This window comes from Paenibacillus pedocola (genome assembly GCF_031599675.1).
GTDB lineage: Bacteria > Bacillota > Bacilli > Paenibacillales > Paenibacillaceae > Paenibacillus_AQ > Paenibacillus_AQ pedocola.
Map to the genome: position 1 here is coordinate 3,838,277 of NZ_CP134223.1, position 20,698 is coordinate 3,858,974.

16 protein-coding genes are annotated in these 20,698 nt (G+C 50.9%); all 16 read right to left on the bottom strand.

Annotation, left to right across the window (positions count from 1 at the left end):
• Positions 1–62: 62 nt before the first annotated feature.
• Positions 63–2,165, bottom strand: coding sequence for a polyribonucleotide nucleotidyltransferase (gene pnp, locus QU597_RS16855; RefSeq protein ID WP_310829060.1), 2,103 nt, complete (start codon positions 2,163–2,165; stop codon positions 63–65).
• Positions 2,166–2,463: 298 nt separating this feature from the next.
• Complete coding sequence (rpsO, locus tag QU597_RS16860) at positions 2,464–2,733, bottom strand: 30S ribosomal protein S15 (protein WP_019910460.1); 270 nt, start codon at positions 2,731–2,733, stop codon at positions 2,464–2,466.
• Positions 2,734–2,882: 149 nt separating this feature from the next.
• Positions 2,883–3,830, bottom strand: a complete 948-nt coding sequence (locus tag QU597_RS16865) for a bifunctional riboflavin kinase/FAD synthetase (protein ID WP_310829061.1) — start codon at positions 3,828–3,830, stop codon at positions 2,883–2,885.
• A 38-nt stretch (positions 3,831–3,868) separates the two neighbouring features.
• Positions 3,869–4,783 (bottom strand): tRNA pseudouridine(55) synthase TruB, encoded by a 915-nt coding sequence (truB, locus tag QU597_RS16870; protein ID WP_310829062.1) that lies wholly within the window; start codon positions 4,781–4,783, stop codon positions 3,869–3,871.
• Positions 4,780–5,757, bottom strand: a complete 978-nt coding sequence (locus tag QU597_RS16875; RefSeq protein WP_310829063.1) for a DHH family phosphoesterase — start codon at positions 5,755–5,757, stop codon at positions 4,780–4,782. The genes truB and QU597_RS16875 overlap by 4 nt, the downstream gene beginning before the upstream one ends.
• 21 nt (positions 5,758–5,778) lie before the next feature.
• Entirely contained in the window at positions 5,779–6,129 is a 351-nt protein-coding gene (rbfA, locus tag QU597_RS16880) for a 30S ribosome-binding factor RbfA (protein ID WP_054941043.1), read from the bottom strand.
• Positions 6,130–6,147: 18 nt separating this feature from the next.
• Positions 6,148–8,823 (bottom strand): translation initiation factor IF-2, encoded by a 2,676-nt coding sequence (gene infB / locus QU597_RS16885; protein ID WP_310829064.1) that lies wholly within the window; start codon positions 8,821–8,823, stop codon positions 6,148–6,150.
• Positions 8,816–9,139 carry a YlxQ family RNA-binding protein gene (locus tag QU597_RS16890; protein ID WP_036724725.1) on the bottom strand — a complete coding sequence of 108 codons (324 nt, stop codon included), beginning with the start codon at positions 9,137–9,139 and terminating at the stop codon, positions 8,816–8,818. The genes infB and QU597_RS16890 overlap by 8 nt, the downstream gene beginning before the upstream one ends.
• On the bottom strand, positions 9,132–9,440 hold the full coding sequence (gene rnpM / locus QU597_RS16895; protein ID WP_054941045.1) for an RNase P modulator RnpM: 309 nt from the start codon (positions 9,438–9,440) through the stop codon (positions 9,132–9,134). Before rnpM ends, QU597_RS16890 begins: the two co-directional genes overlap by 8 nt.
• A 31-nt stretch (positions 9,441–9,471) precedes the next feature.
• The gene (gene nusA, locus QU597_RS16900; protein WP_206100564.1) at positions 9,472–10,569 is read right to left on the bottom strand and encodes a transcription termination factor NusA; all 1,098 of its coding nucleotides are present in this window, start codon (positions 10,567–10,569) and stop codon (positions 9,472–9,474) included.
• Positions 10,570–10,595: 26 nt separating this feature from the next.
• Entirely contained in the window at positions 10,596–11,063 is a 468-nt protein-coding gene (gene rimP, locus QU597_RS16905) for a ribosome maturation factor RimP (protein ID WP_038593427.1), read from the bottom strand.
• A gap of 198 nt (positions 11,064–11,261) precedes the next feature.
• The gene (locus QU597_RS16910; RefSeq protein ID WP_310829065.1) at positions 11,262–15,593 is read right to left on the bottom strand and encodes a PolC-type DNA polymerase III; all 4,332 of its coding nucleotides are present in this window, start codon (positions 15,591–15,593) and stop codon (positions 11,262–11,264) included.
• A gap of 158 nt (positions 15,594–15,751) precedes the next feature.
• A complete protein-coding gene (proS, locus tag QU597_RS16915) occupies positions 15,752–17,200 on the bottom strand; it encodes a proline--tRNA ligase (protein ID WP_236330968.1) in 1,449 nt (482 codons plus the stop codon).
• Between the two features lie 105 nt (positions 17,201–17,305).
• Positions 17,306–18,580, bottom strand: coding sequence for an RIP metalloprotease RseP (rseP, locus tag QU597_RS16920; protein WP_310829066.1), 1,275 nt, complete (start codon positions 18,578–18,580; stop codon positions 17,306–17,308).
• 149 nt (positions 18,581–18,729) lie between these two features.
• Positions 18,730–19,869, bottom strand: coding sequence for a 1-deoxy-D-xylulose-5-phosphate reductoisomerase (locus QU597_RS16925; protein WP_310829067.1), 1,140 nt, complete (start codon positions 19,867–19,869; stop codon positions 18,730–18,732).
• A 22-nt stretch (positions 19,870–19,891) separates the two neighbouring features.
• On the bottom strand, positions 19,892–20,695 hold the full coding sequence (locus QU597_RS16930) for a phosphatidate cytidylyltransferase (RefSeq protein WP_310829068.1): 804 nt from the start codon (positions 20,693–20,695) through the stop codon (positions 19,892–19,894).
• Positions 20,696–20,698: the final 3 nt, after the last annotated feature.

Below are 20,698 nucleotides of genomic sequence, written 5' to 3' on the forward strand. Positions count from 1 at the left end.
CTTCTGTCTCTTCTTAAAAATATCCGTAAACCCTGCTACAAAAAGCAATGTGTAGCTTACGCTTACGCTTTCGCTCCGGCTTCCGAAGTCAATACCGCTTTGCGCGACAAGTTGACACGGCCCTGCTGGTCAATTTCGGTTACTTTTACAGTAATCGTATCGCCGATAGCCACAACATCTTCTACTTTCGCTACGCGCTCTGTGGACAGCTGGGAGATGTGTACCAGCCCATCTTTGCCGGGAATCAGTTCAACAAAAGCACCGAACTTCTCGATGCGGCGAACCGTACCTACATAGATTTCACCAACTTGGACTTCCTTCACAATGCCCTCGATGATGCCGCGAGCTTTTTGGATCATGGCTTCGTCGGAAGAGCCGATAAATACGCGTCCATCCTGCTCGATGTCGATCTTTACGCCGGTTTCTTCGATGATCTTGTTAATGATCTTACCGCCGGCACCAATAACATCACGGATTTTGTCCGGATTGATGTTAATGATAATGATCTTAGGCGCATATTGGGACAGGCTAGGTCTTGGCTCAGAGATAGCTTCCATCATTTTTCCGAGGATGAACAAACGTCCTTCTCTGGCTTGCTCCAACGCTTCCTTCAGAATCTTGCGGTCAATACCGGCAATCTTGATATCCATCTGAATTGCGGTTACACCTTCTGCAGTACCCGCTACCTTAAAGTCCATATCACCCAGATGATCTTCCATACCCTGGATGTCTGTCAGAATGGAGACATGCTCTCCGTCTTTAATCAGACCCATAGCTACGCCGGCTACAGGAGCCTTGATAGGTACCCCTGCATCCATCATTGCCAGGATACTGGCGCAGATACTTGCCTGGGAAGTCGAACCGTTCGATTCAATCGCTTCCGATACCAGACGGATCGTGTACGGGAATTCAGTTTCACTAGGAATAACCTTGGAAAGGGCGCGTTCACCCAGTGCCCCGTGACCGATTTCGCGGCGTCCCGGTGCTCTAAGCGGGCGGGCTTCCCCTACGCTAAACGGCGGGAAGTTGTAATGGTGCATGAAACGTTTGGTTTCAGTCGGATCGATACCGTCCAGAATCTGCACATCACCAAGCGCACCAAGTGTACATACGCTGAGAATTTGTGTTTGTCCGCGGGTAAAGAGCCCGGAACCGTGTGTACGCGGCAACAGTGCCGTATCACATTCGATCGGACGGATTTCATCCAGCTTACGGCCATCCGGACGCACTTTGTCATGCGTAATCAGGCGGCGCACTTCATCCTTGACGATGTCATGCAGTACTTCCTTAACGTCTTTCAGAAGCTCTGGTGTCTCTATGTATTTCTCAACGAAATACTCCACCGTTTCGCTGTTGATCAGATCGATAGCATCCTGGCGTGCATGCTTCTCGGCAATCTTGACAGCTTCTACCAGGCGGCTCTGCGCAAAAGCACGAACCTCTGTGTTCACGTCAGCATTTACCGCGTGCAGCTTTACAGCCATTTTTTCTTTACCGGCAACTGCTACCAGTTCTTCAATCACTGCTACGATCTTGCGGATTTCTTCGTGCCCGAACATGATTGCTTCCAGCATCACGTCTTCCGGCACTTCGTTCGCTTCCGCCTCAACCATCATGATGGCATCTTTCGTTCCGGCAACCACGACATAAATGTCGCTGGCTTCCTGCTGGGCAACGTCAGGATTAATGACGAATTCGCCATTGATCCGTCCAACCGCCACTCCGCCGATCGGCCCGTCAAACGGCACATCAGAGATGCTCAGGGCAGCAGACGTACCAATCATTGCCGCGATGTCCGGGGCACAATCCTGATCCACACTCATGACCATGTTCAGTACTTGAACGTCGTTACGGAATCCTTCCGGAAACAACGGACGAATCGGACGGTCAGTCAGGCGACTGGACAGAATAGCTTTCTCACTCGGTCTGCCTTCCCGCTTGATAAATCCGCCTGGGATTTTACCTACTGCATATAATCTTTCTTCATAGTTAACCGTAAGCGGGAAAAAATCCAGATCTTTAGGCTCACTGGAAGCTGTAACCGTACACAATACTGCAGTATCTCCGTAGCGTACCATAACGGCGGCATTTGCCTGTTTGGCAAGGCGGCCGGTCTCCAGCACCAGGCGTCTTCCGCCAAGCTGCATTTCTACACGTTGTTCCATAAAACCCCTCCTTGAATAGTAGTAAGCCCGCTATCGAACCGCAGGCTGTAGCGTAGTTCTTCATGAACCGTATGCCTGTCCGAGGTTATCAGATCACGCACCGGTTCTGTATGTTCTACAAGCAAAAACGGCTTGTCCTCTGAGAGAGGTGAAATAGCCGTTTGTGCGAATCATATCCATTTGCCACTGTAAAAGTTTTCCCTAAATTTTCAAAAAGCAACCCGGCTGTCCCGCTGTCGATCGTAAGAAGGACATACGGTATACAACCAGGCTGCTTTAAGGTTACTCTTATGGGAAATTAACGACGCAATCCCAGTTTCTCGATCAGGGCGCTGTAACGTCTGATGTCTTTGTTCTTCAAATACGCCAGCAGTTTACGACGTTGTCCAACCATCTTCAGCAATCCGCGACGGGAATGATGATCCTTCTTGTGCGTACGCAAGTGGTCAGTCAAATTAACGATGTTCTCCGTAAGGATAGCAACTTGCACCTCAGGGGATCCGGTATCGGATTCATGAGTTTTGTGCTCGTCGATCAATTGGTGTTTACGTTCTTGAGTCAATGCCATCCTGTTCACCTCCTTCATTATAATCGCCAGTAGCCTCGTCGCCGTCGGTGAGAACGTGCAACCAAGCTAAGGTTATGATGCTGTCATTCCAGCAACGTTAATCAGTATAGCATCTTCGAAGACAAAAGTAAACGCATGTCCAAAGAAGATTATGAAGGATATCCCAGCAGCGCTTTGGCTGTCTCGGCATCCTTGGAAATTTGCGAGATCAGGGCATCAATGGACTCGAATTTCCGTTCAGGACGGATAAAGCCTTCAAGCTCTACCTTAAGCTCCTGTCCATAGATATCTGCGGCAAAATCGAACAGGTGCACTTCAAAACTCGGTGCCACCATCCCGTCATGGAATGTGGGCTTGACCCCAACATTCATCACCCCGTACAAGACTTCTTCCTTATAGAAGACCTTAACTGCATAGACTCCCTTGGCCGGAATGACATACCGGTCTTCCAGCTGAAGATTGGCGGTTGGGAACCCGATGGTGCGCCCGCGCTTCTCACCATGTCCGACGATTCCGCGCAGATGATAACAGCGTCCAAACCAGCTATTCGCAAGGGCCAGATCACCGCTCTGCAAGCTCTTTCGGATTCCGGAGCTGCTTACTTTCTCCCCTTCAAGCAGGAACGGAGGAACCGTCTCCACACTCATTGCCCCAAGCCCCAGCTCACGGAGCATGTCCGCATCGCCTTCGCCCAGGTAACCAAAGCGGAAATCAAACCCGACTACTGCAGTTATAATCTGCAGCGGCAGCAGCATAATGGAGACAAAATCCTGCGGGCTGACTCGGGAAAGCTGCTCATTAAAATCAATTATATACAAAATATCGACGCCCATACCGGACAGCAGCTCCTGCTTATCCTTCGGCGGGGTCAAATATCCATCATAGTCGCCTTTGCCCATAACATCCTTGGGATGAGGATGAAAGGTCATCACTGCAGCTGGTACACCTTGTCTCCGGGCCAGAGCTACAGCGGATGTAATGACGCTGGCATGTCCGCGGTGCAGTCCGTCAAACTGGCCCAGTGCAGCTACTTGCGGCTGTGCCCACTCGGCTGCTGTCTCCGGCGGCATTGGATAGCTTAAGGTTACGGTTCTCACGCTGTTTCTCACCTACATTCACAAATGAAATAAATAAATTAAGCTTGTGCGAAGACTTTAACAGGTGCAATAGCACCCGTATCCTCCAGCTTGTAAATACCCAGGAATTCTCCCTGAAGATCGTAAAGCCGGAAGTCTCCGCTCTGCTTCACTTCGGGTGCCACATACCGGATCGAAAGACGTTGTCCCTGCATGGCAGCCTTCTTCTTCTCATCGATCACGGAGTGCCGCGGCAAATGGGAAATGGCCTCGTCTGCCGCAATCAAATGCTGCTCAAGTGTGCCTGCTTCCTTATGTTCGGCAATCTGCTCGAGTGTCAGACAATGGCTGGCAGAAATCCCGGCAGACATCGTACGCGTAAGCTCGACCATTACACCGGGAAGTCCAAGCGCACGGCCAATATCCACACATAGTGTACGGATATAGGTGCCCTTCGAACACAATACACGGAAAGTAATATCAGGATAATTGCCGTTCCAGACCATATCCGTCATTTCAATTTCATAGATCTCCACTTCGCGGCTTTTGCGTTCGACAGTTTTGCCTTCTCTGGCCAGCTCATAAAGACGCTTACCGTCAACCTTGACCGCCGAATACATCGGAGGAACCTGGGAGATCACTCCTTTGAACGAGTTCAGCACCTCAAGTACTTCGGCTTCGGTAACATGAACTTCATCCACCGTCTCCGTAATCGTACCGGTCATATCTTCTGTATCACTGGATAAGCCGAGTCTGAGGGTCGCAACATATTCCTTGGGCAGCTCCTGGATATATTCCACTACCCGGGTAGCCCGTCCGAGACAAAGCGGAAGCACTCCGGTCACCTGAGGATCAAGTGTACCCGTATGACCGATCCGTTTCATTCCGAGAATCCGCCGGGCCTTGGCTACAACGTCATGCGAAGTGTATCCTGCAGGCTTATAGACCGCCAAAACACCTGTGAGTTCACTCATAGATGACGTCTGACCTCCTCAAGCACCAGCGGAATAGCCTGTTCCAGTGTTGCATCAAGACGGGCACCGGCAGCACGGGTATGACCTCCGCCACCAAATACTTGCGCAAGTGCCGCGACATCAACTTTGCCGGCTGAGCGTAAGCTTACTTTCACAGCATACTCATTGATTACTTTGAAAAGAATACCAACCTCAACCCCGCGGATATTACGGGGATAATTCACTATGCCTTCCAAATCTTCATTGGCTGCGCCACAGTCAAGCATATCCTGCGGCGTTACATGCACCCAGGCAATATCACCTTCGGGAGACAGCTGTAGTGTATTCAACGCACGGTTCAGCACTTTCACCTGAGGCAGGGTCATTTCCTCCAGCAGGTTCTCCGCCAGTTCAGGACCGTTTACCCCCATAGCCAGCAGTTCAGAGACCGCCGCCATCACTTTGGGTGAGGTATTGGTATAACGGAATCCGCCGGTATCTGTCAGCAGTCCCGTATAAAGCGCCGTGGCAATATCGAGGTTCCATTCCACCTGAAACGTCTTCAGCAGGTCGAACAAAATTTCCGCAGTCGCAGCAGCATCCGGCTTAATGAGCGTCACGAAACCATAACCGTTATTGGTAGGATGATGGTCAATATTCACGATGAGCGCATCACTGGCAAAATAGCGCTGGGTCAGCCCCACACGCTGAAAATCAGCACAGTCGACGCAAATTACATTGCTGTATTGGCGCTGCAGCTCACCTTCCGCCAAATTGACAATTTCACCGGCATGCCATAAGTATTCCATCCGCTGCGGAATCGGACCTTCATTCAGCATAGTATATTTTTTGCCCAGACATGAGAGAAGCCAGCCCACCGCGAGGGTGGAGCTGACTGCATCTCCGTCCGGCTGAACATGCGACACTACAAGATAATCGTCGTGTTCCAGCAGAAACTTACGGGTCTGCTGGAGACTTTGTTCATAGCTCTGCATTCGCCGTCTCCTTTATGTTTCCTAGCTTTCTTCGTGCTTGATCTCGCCGAGCAGCTTCTCAATATGACTTCCGTATGCAACGGATTCATCAATTTTGAAGATCAGCTCAGGCGTATGACGCAGGCGGATCGCCTTGCCAAGCTCAGAGCGGAGAAAGCCGTTAGCTTTCTCAATCGCTTTGAGTGAGCCTGACTGCTGCTCCGCATCCCCGAACACGCTCAGGTATACTTTGGCCTGAGATAGGTCGTTCGTCACGTCTACCCCGGTTACGGTAACGAAACCAATGCGCGGGTCTTTCAGTCCGCTTTGGATAAGCTGGCTCAGCTCTTTCTTAATCTGCTCGCCAACCCGTCCGGCTCTGATTTTAGACATCTGTATTCACCTCTTTGCTTAGCGCTCAACCTTTTCCATGATGAACGCTTCGATGATGTCGCCCTCTTGGACGTCATTATAGCGTTCCAAAGTTATGCCGCATTCATAACCCTGCGCCACTTCTTTGGCATCGTCTTTAAAGCGCTTCAAGGTGTCGATCTTACCTTCGAACACGACGATTCCGCCGCGGATCAGGCGCATTTCGGCATTGCGGGTGATTTTGCCGTCTGTAACCATACAGCCTGCAACGCTACCCACTTTGCTGATTTTGAAGACGTTACGAACTTCGGCATGCCCAATAACGTTTTCTTTGAAGATTGGATCTAGCATGCCCTTCATGGCACTTTCAATCTCTTCAATGACGTTATAAATGATGTTGTGCAGACGTACATCTACTTTTTCTTGTTCTGCAGCGGCTTTAGTCTGGGCGTCCGGACGAACGTTAAAGCCGATTACGATCGCATTTGATGCTGCCGCGAGTGTAATATCGGATTCCGTAATCGCACCGGCACCGCTGTGGATAATCTTCACGCGTACGCCTTCGACTTCGATTTTGGCCAACGAGCCTTTAAGCGCTTCGACCGAACCCTGTACGTCACCTTTGATGATAACGTTCAGATCTTTGATCTCGCCGTCTTTGATGTGCTTGAACAAGTCATCCAAAGTTACACGGGTATTTGTATTCAGCTCGGATTGACGCTGTGACGTCGAACGTCTGTCAGCGATCGCACGGGCTTTACGCTCATCTTCGAAGGCCATGAACGGATCGCCCGCCTGCGGCACTTCAGTCAAACCGGTAATTTCCACTGGTGTGGAAGGTCCGGCTTCCTTGATTTTGCGTCCCTTGTCATTGACCATGGCGCGTACGCGTCCGAAGCAGTTACCTGCGACAAAAGCATCTCCGACTTTCAGGGTACCGTTCTGTACGAGAATACGGGCAACTGGCCCGCGGTTCTTATCAAGCTCAGCTTCAATCACGGTACCGCGTGCCCGTTTGTCCGGGTTCGCTTTGTACTCATTAACTTCAGCCACGAGCAGAATCATTTCCAGCAGTTCTTCCAGGTTAATACGCTGTTTAGCGGACAGGTTGACGAAAATGGTGTCGCCGCCCCACTCTTCCGGAACCAGCTCATAGTTGGTAAGCTCCTGCTTCACACGGTCTGGATCTGCGCCCGGCTTGTCGATTTTGTTGACTGCAACAATGATCGGAAGTCCGGCAGCCTTCGCATGGTTGATCGCTTCCACCGTCTGCGGCATAACACCGTCATCGGCAGCTACGACGATAATCGTCATATCTGTAACTTGGGCACCACGGGCACGCATCGCGGTAAACGCTTCGTGACCCGGTGTATCCAGGAACGTAATTTTCTTGTGGTTGATTTCGACTTGATAAGCACCAATATGCTGAGTGATCCCGCCGGCTTCGCCGCCGGTTACGTTCGTCGAACGAATCGCATCGAGCAATGTTGTTTTACCATGGTCAACGTGACCCATGATCGTGACAACCGGTGGACGGGTCATCAGATCCTCTTCGGAATCATTCTCTTCCACGGTTTCGAAGCTGTCTTCATCGACTGGAATCTTCACTTCTACTTCTACCCCGAATTCACCGGAGAGCAGCAGAATGGTGTCGATGTCAAGCTCCTGGTTAATGGTGGCCATAACACCCATCAGGATCAGCTTCTTGATAACTTCCGAAGCATCCTTATGCAGCAATTTGGCTGTTTCGCCAACTGTCATGCTGCCGCGGACAATGATCTTTTTCGGTGTGTTGTCGATCTTCTCACGGTGAACCATTGGCTGGTTTCTGCCGCCACGGTTGTTCTTGCCGCCACGGCCGCGGAAATTCCCGCCCTTACCGTCTTCAAACCGTTTTTGGCTGCCGTTGTTGTTCGGTCTGCCGCCGGTAGTGTTCTTCTTGGGACCTCTGTCTCCGCCACGGGAGAAGTCTCCGCCGCCGCCTTGACCTTGTGGACGGCTGTCTGTACGCGGAGCGCTTGAGCCTTGTGGACGGTCACCAGTACGTGGTGCACTGCCTTGACCTTGCGGACGGTTGCCGCCGGTGGAGCTGCCTTGCGGACGGTTGCCGCCGGTGGAGCTGCCTTGCGGACGGCTGCCGCCGGTGGAGCTGCCTTGCGGACGGCTGCCGCCGGTGGAGCTACCCTGCGGGCGGTTGCCGCCGGTGGAGCTGCCCTGCGGACGGTTGCCGCCAGTGGAGCTGCCCTGCGGGCGGTTGCCGCCAGTGGAGCTGCCCTGCGGCCGGTTGCCGCCGGTGGAGCTGCCCTGCGGGCGGGAATTCTGTGTGGAGCCTGTTGTAGTTCTGCGGGAATCTTGTCCGCTTTGGGGCCTTGGGGACGTCGTCGATTGGTTGTTGTTTTGGTTACTGTTCATACCTACCTGCTTTTCCGGTTGATTTTTGTTGGCATTCTGAGCACTCTGCGGTTCGGCTGTTACCGTTCCGGTAGTTACCGGACGGCTGCTGGTGCCGGTGTCACGCTTGGCTGCAGCGTTTGATTTGATATCCTTAAAGAATTGCTCCACTTTCGTTACCGAGCTATTCTCCATCACACTCATATGATTATTCACAGGAACATTCAAACGCTTCAGAATTGTAATGATTTCTTTACTGCTCATGTTCAGAGATTTCGCGTATTCATACACGCGCAGTTTATCCTTATTGTCTTCTTTAGTCAATAACTCCACCTCCGACAGTATCTCCAAGCGTTCTGGAGATCATTTCCGCGAATCCTTTATCCGTAACGGCCAGCACTACGCGCTGGTCTTTACCAATACTTGCACCGAGTTCATCCCGGTGAAATGCGATTACTAGTGGAATATCGTAGGTCCCGCATTTATCACGGAACTTTTTTTGGGTATTATCTGAAGCGTCACCTGCAAGGACGACCAGCTTCGCCTCCGATGACCGTACTGCCTTGAGTACAGCCTCGTCGCCGGTGACAATCTTGCCTGCTCTCATGGCAAGCCCTAAATAAGAAAGTGTCTTACTCATTGTCCTCACTATCCTTTGCTGCTAAAAACTCTTCTTCCACGGATGCAAAATCCCTGGCTAGCTGAGCATAGATTTCAGGACTCACTTGACATTTTAATGCACGGTCAAGCGCTTTGTTCTTTTGTGCCAGTTTAAAGCATTCCAGTTTACCGCAGATGTAAGCACCCCGGCCTGACTTCTTGCCTGTCAGATCGATCAGCACTTCGCCCTCAGGGGTGCGAACCACGCGAATCAGCTCTTTTTTGGGCATCATCTCCTGGCTGGCCACACATTTGCGCAGCGGTACCTTTTTTTGCTTCATCCTAATCGCCTCCCGTCAGTCAGCAGCTTAATTAATCAATGGAGACGGAATCCTGATGCATTTCATCGCTAATTGTTTTCGGTCTGCCGTATTCCTGCTCCGCTTGAGTTTCGCTCTTGATATCAATTTTCCAGCCGGTAAGTTTGGCCGCAAGGCGGGCATTTTGCCCCTTGATGCCGATTGCCAGTGACAATTGATAGTCAGGAACGATGACACGGGCCATTTTCTCAGCTTCAAAGACTTGAACCTCAAGCACTTTGGACGGGCTGAGTGCATTAGCCACATATTCCTGCACCGCATCAGAATAACGCACAATATCAATTTTCTCGCCGCGAAGCTCTGTAACGATGGTCTGTACGCGTGTACCTCTTGGGCCAACGCAGGAGCCGACCGGATCCACCTCTTCGTTACGCGAGAATACAGCGATCTTCGAACGGAAGCCTGCTTCGCGCGCCACCGAACGAATCTCAACAACGCCGTCAAAAATCTCAGGAACCTCCAGCTCGAACAGACGCTTCAGCAAACCCGGATGACTGCGGGACAGCATAATTTGCGGCCCTTTGGTCGTATTCTCCACTTTGGTGATATATGCCTTGATCCGCTCGCTCTGCTTGAACTTCTCACCCGGCATCAGCTCGCTCAGCGGCAGAACCGCTTCGATTTTGCCAAGATCGACATAAATGTTCCGCATATCCTGACGCTGTACAAGGCCGGTAACAATATCATCTTCCTTGTCAATAAAAGCGTTATAGATAAGGCCCCGCTCTGCTTCACGAATACGCTGGGTTACGACCTGCTTGGCGGTTTGCGCCGCAATCCGGCCGAAATCACGCGGTGTTACTTCAAGCTCGGCAACATCTTCCAGCTGGAAATGCGGGTTGATCTCTCTTGCTGCCGGCAGGGAAATTTCGGTCCGGGTATCCAGAACCTCCTCGACAACCAGCTTACGGGCGAATACTTTGATTACGCCTGTGTTGCGGTTCATGTCCACACGCACGTTCTGCGCCGCATTGAAGTTGCGTTTATAGCTGGAGATCAGCGCAGCTTCGATGGCTTCAAACAGCACATCTTTGCTGATGCCTTTCTCCCTTTCCAGTTCATTCATAGCTTCGATAAAATCCATACTCATGAAATTCCGGTCCCCCTTTCAAGACGTTAAAAAATAATGGCCAATCTCGCGCTGGCGACTTTGGCATACGGCACTACATGTTCTTTTTTGCCCGCGGAGATGAGCAGTTCCTCGTTCTCGAACGAGAGCAAACGACCTTCGAATTCTTTGAGGCCTTGAATCGGCTCATAAACCGTTACATATACGTCCTTGCCTACCGCTTTGGCGACATCTGCCGCTTTCTTGAGCGGGCGTTCTGCGCCAGGAGAAGAAACCTCCAGGAAATAGGCTTCAGGGATAGGATCATTCTCATCCAGCTTTGAACTGAAATATTCGCTAATGGCACCGCAGTCATCAATATCAATGCCGCCTTCTTTGTCTACGAATATGCGCAAAAACCAGTTGGAGCCTTCCTTCACGTATTCAACGTCCACCAGTTCGAAACCATTGTCCTCGAGATAGGACCCGAGCATCTGCTCTACCGTTTGTTTAATTTTGGATTTGGGTGTGCTCAAAAGAAAATTACCTCCACGAACTTGTCTTTTGCTATATACCAAAGATAAAGAGTGGGTTTCCCCACTCTTTACACAACGGACTTATCTCATTATTACCAAAAAAATTATACCATAGTGCATCTGCACTGACAAGTGCTAGCCCTTGACTCCCCATTTGGAGAGGCTGTCCAGGCGGTTCAACTCTAATATGTGGGGCTGTTAAAACAGGGAAAGCTGATTGCTCTCCGGTAGTCCCCGGAAGCAGCCCATGCCGGTCAGCAGCTCAATCACAGTCTTGCTCGCTTTGGATTTCTGCTGGAAATCCTCAATCGACAGGAACTCTCCCGCATCCTTAGCGGCAGCAATATTAATGGCGGCATTATCACCGATTCCCGCAAGCGAGGAAAACGGCGGAATCAGGCTGGTGCCGTCAACGGTAAACTTCGTGGCATCGGAATGGTACAGATCAATATTTTTAAAGGTAAAGCCGCGTGCGGTCATCTCCAGCGCCATTTCAAGGACAGGAAGCATCGCTTTTTCCTTAGGCAGAGCCTGGAAGCCCTTACCTTCAATCTCCACGATCTGACGGTTGATCGCTTCGTACCCCTTACAGCAGAGTTCAATATCAAAATCGGCTGCACGGACCGTGAAGTAGGTCGCATAGTATTCAATTGGATGATAAAGCTTGAAATAGGCGGTCCGTACCGCAGAAATAACATACGCTGCGGCGTGGGCCTTCGGGAACATGTACTGGATCTTCAGGCAGGAGTCAATGTACCACTGCGGTACCTTACACTTCTTCATCTCCTCAATCCATTCCGCGGACAAGCCTTTACCCTTACGCACACTCTCTGTAATTTTGAAGGCAAGCCCCGCATCCATCCCCGCTTTGTAGATCAGGAACAGCATGATATCATCACGGCAACCAATTACGGTCTTGATGTTACAAGTGTTATTCTTGATCAGCTCCTGGGCATTACCAAGCCATACTCCGGTTCCGTGAGACAATCCCGAGATCTGAAGTAAGTCGGCAAAGCTGGACGGCTTTGACTCTACGAGCATCTGGCGGACAAACTTGGTCCCCATTTCCGGTACCCCATAGGTTGCTACAGGCGTCCGGATCTGATCCGGGCGGACCCCAAGCGCATCGGTGGAATTGAACATGCTCATTACCTTCGGATCGTTCATCGGTATGGTTGTCGGATCCACACCGGTCAGATCCTGCAGCATCCGCATCATGGTCGGATCATCATGACCCAGAATATCCAGCTTAAGCAGGTTGGCATCAAAGGCATGATAGTCAAAGTGTGTTGTCTTCCATTCTGCTGTGACATCATCCGCCGGGAACTGAACCGGGGTAATATCTTCAATCTCCATATAATCCGGCAGAACAACGATACCGCCCGGATGCTGGCCGGTACTGCGCTTAACGCCTGTGCACCCGGCTGCCAGACGTCCTACCTCGGCTCCGCGCCAGCGTTTCTGGTGGTGCTCTTCATATTTCTTGGTGAACCCGAAGGCCGTCTTCTCTGCCACAGTACCGATGGTTCCTGCACGGAATACATTATCCGGCCCAAACATCGTTTTGGTAAAGTTATGGGCATTCGGCTGGTATTCCCCGGAAAAGTTAAGGTCGATATCGGGAACCTTATCCCCTTTAAAGCCCAGGAAGGTCTCGAAGGGAATATCCTGCCCTTCCCCCTTCAGATTGCCGCCGCAGTTCGGACAGGCTTTGTCCGGCAGGTCAAACCCGCTCGGCACACTGCCGTCGAGAAACCACTCACTATGGCGGCATTCCGGATTGGTACAAATATAATGAGCCGGCAGCGGATTAACCTCAGAAATCCCGAGAAAGGTCGCTACGACTGACGAACCTACTGAACCACGTGATCCTACCAGATATCCGTCCTGGTTCGACTTCTTAACCAGACGTTCAGAGATCAGATAGTTGGCGGAGAAGCCGTATTTAATGATTGGTGCGAGTTCCTTCTCCAGACGGGCCACGACAACCTCCGGTAATTCCTCCCCGTAGATCGACTTGGCGGTGTTGTAGCAGGTGTTGCGGATTTCATCGTCTGCGCCTTCAATAATTGGTGTAAACAGCTGATCAGGAAACAGTTCGTATTCCTCAAAGCGGTCAGCCAGTTCAACCGTGTTCGTGACAACGACCTCCATCGCTTTTTCCGCGCCCAGGAATTCGAATTCGGCAAGCATTTCATCCGTGGTCCGGAAATGGGCATCCGGCTTGCGCTGGTCCTTCAGCGGGCTGAAGCCGGTGATCCCGTGAATTGTAATGTCGCGGAACAGCTTGTCCCTCGGCTCCAGATAATGCACATTGCCTGTCGCGATGACCGGCTTGTTCATCTGCTCGCCGATTTCACAAATCTTGCGTACCACATTGCGCAAGTCCTCGGCGCTGGCCACAAACCCTTTATCTACCAGATGCATGTACATCGTCAGCGGCTGAATCTCCAGGATATCATAAAACTGGGCAACCTCTATAGCTTCCTCAACCGTCTTGTTGAGCACTGCTTCAAAAAATTCGCCTCGTTCACATCCGGAAATCACGATCAGTCCGTCACGGTGCTCTTCAAGCTTGGATTTAGGGATACAGGGCACTCTTTTATAATATTCTGTATGCGACATCGAGATGAGCTTGTACAGATTCTTTTTACCGACTGGATTCAACGCATAAATTCCGCAGTGAAACGGCCGGACGTTCGACAGATCATTGCCTACATAGTCATTTAGCCGTTCCAGCCGGGTTAGCCCCTTCAGCTTCTCGGCATCGGCCAGCAGGCCGTTCAGAATGCCCCCCAGAGCCACTGTATCATCTACCGCACGGTGATGACTCTCCAGCAGGACTTTATATTTGTCGGCGAGTGTGTTCAGCCGGTGATTCTTCATGCTCGGGTAGAGCAAACGTGCCAGCTCCAGCGTATCGAGTGAAGGATTCGGCAGCTCAGGTTGTCCCAGCTTACGCAGGGAAGCCTGTATAAAGCCCATATCGAACCGGGCATTATGGGCAACCAGAATGCTGTCACCGACAAAATCAACGAATTCTTTGAGCACCGGTTCCAGATCAGGAGCATCCTTGACCATCTCATCCGTGATATTGGTCAATTGCTGGATATGGTACGGGATTTTTTCGTGCGGATTGACAAAGGTCGTATAGCGGTCAAGCTCCTTGCCCTCGCACATTTTGATGGCTGCAAGCTCCGTAATATTGTTGCGGGTGATCGACAAACCGGTGGTCTCGATATCAAACACGACATAGGTAGCAGTCTTAAGATCCATCGGCTGAGCATTCTCCACTATGTTTACCGCATCATTTACGACGTTGGCTTCGACACCATAAATCATTTTGATCTTATTCTTGTGTGCAGCATGGTTCGCATCCGGGAAGCTCTGTACGTTGCCGTGATCGGACACGGCAATCGCCGGATGGCCCCATTTTGCGGCTGTTTTGACATATGCGGTTATGGGCGCCACGGCATCCATCGTACTCATTGTCGTGTGCAGATGAAATTCAACCCGTTTTTGCTTCGCGGTATCTTTGCGGGCCGGAGGTGCGTTTACTTCTGATAAATCCGAAGGAATCATCACCAGCTCGGGAATCTGCATAAAGCGGTCATATTCCACCTTGCCCCGGGCTCTAACCCATTTACCGTTGGCAAGCTGCCCCATGATCTTCAAATCTTCTTTCGTTTTCGCGAACATCTTAATCTGCAAGGAGTCAGTGAAGTCTGTGATGCAGAAGGTGAACAATGTATTGCCGTTGCGCAATTCCTTGCTTTCGAGTCCGAAGATTGTGCCCTGAATCGTAATCTTTTTCTCTTCATCCTGAATTTCCAGAATCGGCACAGCCTGCTCCTTGATCTCATATCCGATCTGAAGCTTTATGACTTCATTCGGATCGCTCTCATCCTCAGGTTCCTCCGGTTCACTGGCCATCATCATCATTTCAACCAGCTCACGCTGCTCCTGCTGCAGCTTCTGCTGGAATTCTTCAAAGGCATCTGCTTTGCTGCTCTCATCCTGAGCAATCTGAAGTTTGACCTTCAGTGAAAGCGCAAAATACTTATCGTAAAATTTAACAATTGCGCCTTCAATTCCTTTTTTACGGGCCAGCTCCAGTGACATCGTGTCACTCAGGCTAAGCACAAGTGTATTGTCTTGAAGCTCTTGCGTAGAGCGTGTAAGCCAGCCGTTCACTGAAGGAATCTCCCGCTGTGCCCACTCCAGAAACAATCCCCAATATTCCTGTACAAGCTCCTGCCTGCCGACGGTTTGTTCATCATATAGGAACAGGAAGCTGACCTTGGCAATATGCTGCAGCTTCTCACGCATTCTCACACAAAATGCCCGGTATGTCTGTGCCGGAACAAGACTTTCTTTGGCAATGACAATGTGCCAGTCTTTATTTCCGCGGCTAATCTCTACACGTTCGATCTGTCCATCCAAAAAATAGGGATCAATCAACGCTGGCGGAATTTCCCCCTGCTTCATCAGGAGCTCGAACCTTCTTCTTCTCTCCGCATTCTGTTCCATGCTTTCCCCACCTAACTTACGTAAGAGTTAATCTCGTAGGCTTGCCTGCTTGAATTGTAAAAAGCTTCCGGGTCGAAAAAGCATTGGGTTCTTTCGGCCCGCCGACTCCTCTCGCCAGAAGCTACATTCACATACTCACTATTATAATAGGTTCGAGCCTAGTACGCCTTGGCAAAAACAACCGTATGCTGGGCAGGCTTGCCGCAGCAGATGCAGGTCGTCTTCTGCTCAGCCGGATTAAACGGAATATTGCGGCTGCCCGCTCCCGTCTCTTCTTTTACTTTATCTTCGCACTCTTCGGTTCCGCACCAGCCTGCCAGGGCAAAGCCGCGTTTCTCCTCCATCGATGCTTTCATTTCATCCAGCGAATCTACCGAATAGAAGTGGTCTTCACGGAACTTCAGCGCACGCTCAAACATTTCGTTATGAACCTGCTCGAGCATTGCCTGGATCTCTTCCACAAGATTGTCCTGCTGGACGATCTTCTTCTCCCCGGTAATACGGGATACCAGTACGCATACACCGTTCTCCATGTCACGCGGGCCGAGTTCCAGACGGACAGGCACACCGCGCATTTCATATTCGTTAAACTTCCAGCCTGGAGTAACATCGGCACGATCATCCACACGTACACGCACTCCGGCGTCCTTAAGCTGCTTAAACAGCTCGTCTGTCCGTCCGATAACCGCTTCACGGGTCTTTGGAGGTCCGATCGGAATCATGATGACCTGAGTCGGAGCTACTTTTGGCGGCAGAGCCAACCCGCGGTCATCCCCGTGCACCATGATCAGCGAACCGATCAGGCGTGTCGTTGAGCCCCAGGAAGTCGTATGGACATATTCCAGGGAATTCTCACGGCTTAAATATTGAATGTCAAAAGCGGTCGCAAACTTCGTTCCCAAATAATGAGAAGTCGCTGCTTGTACGGCCCGTCCATCCTTCATCATTGCTTCAATAGAGTAGGTATCGACAGCTCCGGCAAAACGCTCAGAAGGTGTCTTCTGGCCGGTAACAACCGGAATCGCCAAATAGCTCTCCACAAAATCACGATAGTTTTCCAGCATCCGCATGGTCTCTTCACGAGCCTCAGTTTCGGTCTCATGCGCCGTGTGGCCTTCCTGCCAGAGGAATTCCGTCGTCCGGATAAACGGCAATGTGCGTTTTTCCCAGCGGACCACATTGGCCCATTGGTTGATCAGCACCGGAAGGTCGCGGTAGGATTGAATCCATTTGGAGTACATGTGGCCGAACATGGTCTCCGAAGTCGGACGGATCGCCAGACGTTCTTCCAGCACATCGCCGCCTGCTTCAGTTACCCATGGAAGCTCCGGATTAAAGCCCTCGATATGATCCTTCTCTTTCTGGAAAAAGCTCTCCGGAATGAACACCGGGAAATAGGCATTGCGGTGGCCGGTAGCCTTAAGGCGGCGGTTCATTTCCTCCTGGATGTGCTCCCAGATTTCGTAGCCTTCCGGTTTGAAGACGATACAGCCGCGGACCGGTGAATAATCCATCAGATCCGCCTTCTTGATTACATCGATATACCAGCGCGAGAAATCTTCGCTCTGTGGCGTAATTTCCGTTACGAACTGCTTATCTTTAGCCATGTAATGAAATCCTCCTAAATTGCCCTGCAAAATGCAGCCTGGCTACGAGCCATTTGGTCTGTCTTTTGCGGGGTCCGCCATAAATCTGATTGCATCAATTAAAAATCAGCCTGTGATCAGGCGCAGTATATCATTATAGGTTACAGCGATCATGACCAGGAACAGCAAGGCAAATCCGACAAAATGCACCATGCCTTCGCGGCCCGGATCTACAGGTTTGCCGCGCAGCGCTTCCACACCGAGGAATACCAGTCGGCTTCCGTCTAGCGCCGGAACCGGCAGCAGATTGAAAATCCCCAGGTACAAGCTAAGAATCGCCGCCCAATAGGTCAGATACTGAATCCCCTGCTGGGCAATCTGGCCGGTCATCTTCGCCGTTCCTACCGGACCTGAGATGTCATCCATATTGAAGTTGTTGATCAATTGTTTGAATCCGGTAAAGATCAGTTTAGTCGTATCTACCATGGCCGTACTCGACTTGGTAATCGTCTCCCCAAAACCGGCTCGGCGAGTCTGCAGGTCAGGAGTGATCCCCACCTTGCCGCCTTCTTCACCTTCCATACTGCGGGGAATCATGGTTACCTCATAGGTTTCATCGCCACGCTGAAGGACCCAGTTCATCTCTTTGCCTTTGGATTCGGAGGTTAGCTCAATCATCTTCAGATAATCCCCGCCAATCTTCTCTCCATTAACAGAGACTACAATATCACCCTTTTGGAGCCCCGCCTCCTGCGCCGGCATTCCCTCGCTGATATCCCCAACCTTCACAAAGGTAGGATTCTCCACCGGGATTCCTGCCATCTGCAAATGAATCGCAAACAGGACAAAAGCAAGAATAAAGTTCATTACCGGTCCGGCAACAATCGCTAAAGCACGTTGTCCGACGGTTTTGCTGCCAAATTGACGGTCTTTCGGTGCAATCTGTGTCTGTTGGCCGCCTTTGATCATCATCGCCTGCGGATGTACATCATAGGTAGTGACTTCACCATCGACATCAAGCCGGATTGTCAATTCATTCTCCAGATCGGTATACTGCGCCTCGCCACGGATCACATTTCTGCGGGTGTCGAGCGAATCGAGATAGATATTTTTGACTTTATTGTCTTGTCCCAGCCTGACGGCGATCATCTGCCCCTGGCCGATTTCAATGATTTCAGGATCTTCCCCGGCCATCCGCGCATATCCGCCGAAAGGCAGCAGACGGAGTGTGAACTGCGTTTCACCGCGTTTATAGGAAAACAGTTTCGGGCCGAAACCGATAGCGAATTCACGTACAAGAATACCGGCGCGTTTGGCGAAATAATAATGTCCCCATTCATGGACGGTCACCAGAACAAAAAACATAAGCACCGTTAAAAAGACGACTCTTACCATTTCCATCCGTAACATTCCCCCTTTAGGTGTAAGACCGAAGTATGTCCTCTTAATTTATCATTATTCCAAGGCCCGGCACAAGAGAATCAACAGTCTCCGCCTATTTTTCAGGGTAACGCAAATTTCCCAGCTTAAGCAGCACAAAATTCTTATTATTACAGCTTGGATGCAAGCTCACGGGTAGCCGAATCACAGTGTTCTATCTGCTCTAAATCGGGATTAACAACATTTTCATGCTGCTGCAGTACTTCTTCAATAATCTCCTCAATACGCAGGAATGAAATCTCATGACGCAGGAAGCGGGCAACAGCGATTTCATTGGCTGCATTAAAAGCTGTGGTTGCCGTTCCTCCCGTTTTCCCGCATTCGATCGCAAGCCGCAGGGCCGGATAACGGATATAATCCATTTCGCGGAAGGTCAGGCGTCCGATCTCAGCCAGTGACAAACGGGCTGCTGGCGAAGACCAGCGGTCCGGATAGGTCAGCGCATACTGGATCGGAACGCGCATATCAGGAGTACCGAGCTGTGCAATGATACTGCTGTCGCGGAATTCCACATAGGAGTGAATAATGCTCTCCGGGTGCAGCAGCACATTCACCTGCTCATAGGGCAGGCCAAACAAATGGTGGGCTTCAATCACCTCAAGTCCCTTATTAACCATGGTTGCCGAGTCTATGGTGATTTTGGCACCCATACTCCAGTTCGGATGACGCAGCGCGTCCTCCACGGTAACATGCTTGAGCTGATCGCGGGTATAGTCACGGAAAGAGCCGCCTGAGGCGGTAACTGTAATGCTTGCAACATCGGCGCGGTTTTCACCGTTGAGACATTGAAATATTGCCGAGTGCTCGCTGTCTACCGGCAGCAGCTTTACCCCTTTTCGTTCAGCCAGCTCTGTTACCAGATGTCCAGCTGTTACAAGTGTTTCTTTATTAGCCAGTCCGATATGCCGTCCGGCTTCGATAGCAGCAAGCGTTGACTTCAGTCCCACACTGCCTACCACAGCGGTCACAACCGTATCAGCATCTCCCCCGGCAGCGATTTCAACCAATCCCTCGCCCCCGTAGAAGAGCTCCACACCGGATGGCAGGCTCGATCTGATGTCATCCGCAAGCTGCTTAGTGGATACAGACACACGCCGCGGCTGGAACCGGCGCACCTGTTCTAATAATAAGGCAGTATTGCTGCCTGCAGCCAGCCCATCAACTTCAAAGGCTTCCGGATGCATCGCAACGACATCAAGCGTCTGCGTGCCAATGGAACCGGTTGAGCCGAGAATACTAATTTTTTTCACCGTTGTACCTTCTCCCCGTCGTTTAATAGTAAGGCATCAGCATTACGATATGTACGAAAGGAAATACGATAATCCAGCTGTCGCAGCGGTCAAGTATGCCACCATGACCAGGCAGCAGAGAGCCTGAATCCTTAATACCGTACACCCGTTTATAGGCAGACTGTACAAGATCTCCAAGCTGACCGAGAACAGCACAAGAAATACCGATTAGCAGTGCTCTTCCGATAGTCAGCAGATCAGGAACAAATAATGCGAAAATAATTGAAATCACAACGGAAATGAGAACCCCGCCAAGAGCGCCTTCAACCGTCTTATTGGGACTGATCGCCGGCCAGAGCTTATTCTTCCCGAAGCTTCTGCCAACGAAATAAGCGCCTGCATCACTGCCCCAAATGCAGCAAAGCAGTAGCAGCGTCCAAAAGAGGCCATGTTCATCACCCGCAGCACGGGCTGTACCCATATAGGAGAAACCCATTCCTATGTAAACAATCCCTGTAAACAGAAGTGCAGTGATCTTAATATCCTGTTTATTTTTAGTGAATACTGTCACGAGCAGGAACAATAACAGCATCAGCCATATGCCCTGTTCCCAGGACAGCCAAGGGGTGACACCAAGCAATCCCCAAGGGATCATGAAACAAACGATCGAGGCATACCCCAGCAGGGAAGTGCTACTGAATGGAGAGAGGCCCGTCATTTTCACAAATTCAAACATCCCGATGAGCGCCATGGCAGTCAGCAGGAGCTGATAGGACCAGCCCCCTAAAGCACATAGGCCCAAAAACACTGCTCCGGCAACAATTCCGGTAATCAATCGTTGCTTCAAAGG

Coding starts and splice junctions, on each gene's coding strand:
- pnp (WP_310829060.1), bottom strand. CDS start 2,165: ATGGAACAACGTGTAGAAATGCAGCTTGGCGGAAGACGCCTGGTGCTG.
- rpsO (WP_019910460.1), bottom strand. CDS start 2,733: ATGGCATTGACTCAAGAACGTAAACACCAATTGATCGACGAGCACAAA.
- truB (WP_310829062.1), bottom strand. CDS start 4,783: ATGAGTGAACTCACAGGTGTTTTGGCGGTCTATAAGCCTGCAGGATAC.
- QU597_RS16875 (WP_310829063.1), bottom strand. CDS start 5,757: ATGCAGAGCTATGAACAAAGTCTCCAGCAGACCCGTAAGTTTCTGCTG.
- rbfA (WP_054941043.1), bottom strand. CDS start 6,129: ATGTCTAAAATCAGAGCCGGACGGGTTGGCGAGCAGATTAAGAAAGAG.
- QU597_RS16890 (WP_036724725.1), bottom strand. CDS start 9,139: ATGAGTAAGACACTTTCTTATTTAGGGCTTGCCATGAGAGCAGGCAAG.
- rnpM (WP_054941045.1), bottom strand. CDS start 9,440: ATGAAGCAAAAAAAGGTACCGCTGCGCAAATGTGTGGCCAGCCAGGAG.
- nusA (WP_206100564.1), bottom strand. CDS start 10,569: ATGAGTATGGATTTTATCGAAGCTATGAATGAACTGGAAAGGGAGAAA.
- QU597_RS16910 (WP_310829065.1), bottom strand. CDS start 15,593: ATGGAACAGAATGCGGAGAGAAGAAGAAGGTTCGAGCTCCTGATGAAG.
- proS (WP_236330968.1), bottom strand. CDS start 17,200: ATGGCTAAAGATAAGCAGTTCGTAACGGAAATTACGCCACAGAGCGAA.
- rseP (WP_310829066.1), bottom strand. CDS start 18,580: ATGGAAATGGTAAGAGTCGTCTTTTTAACGGTGCTTATGTTTTTTGTT.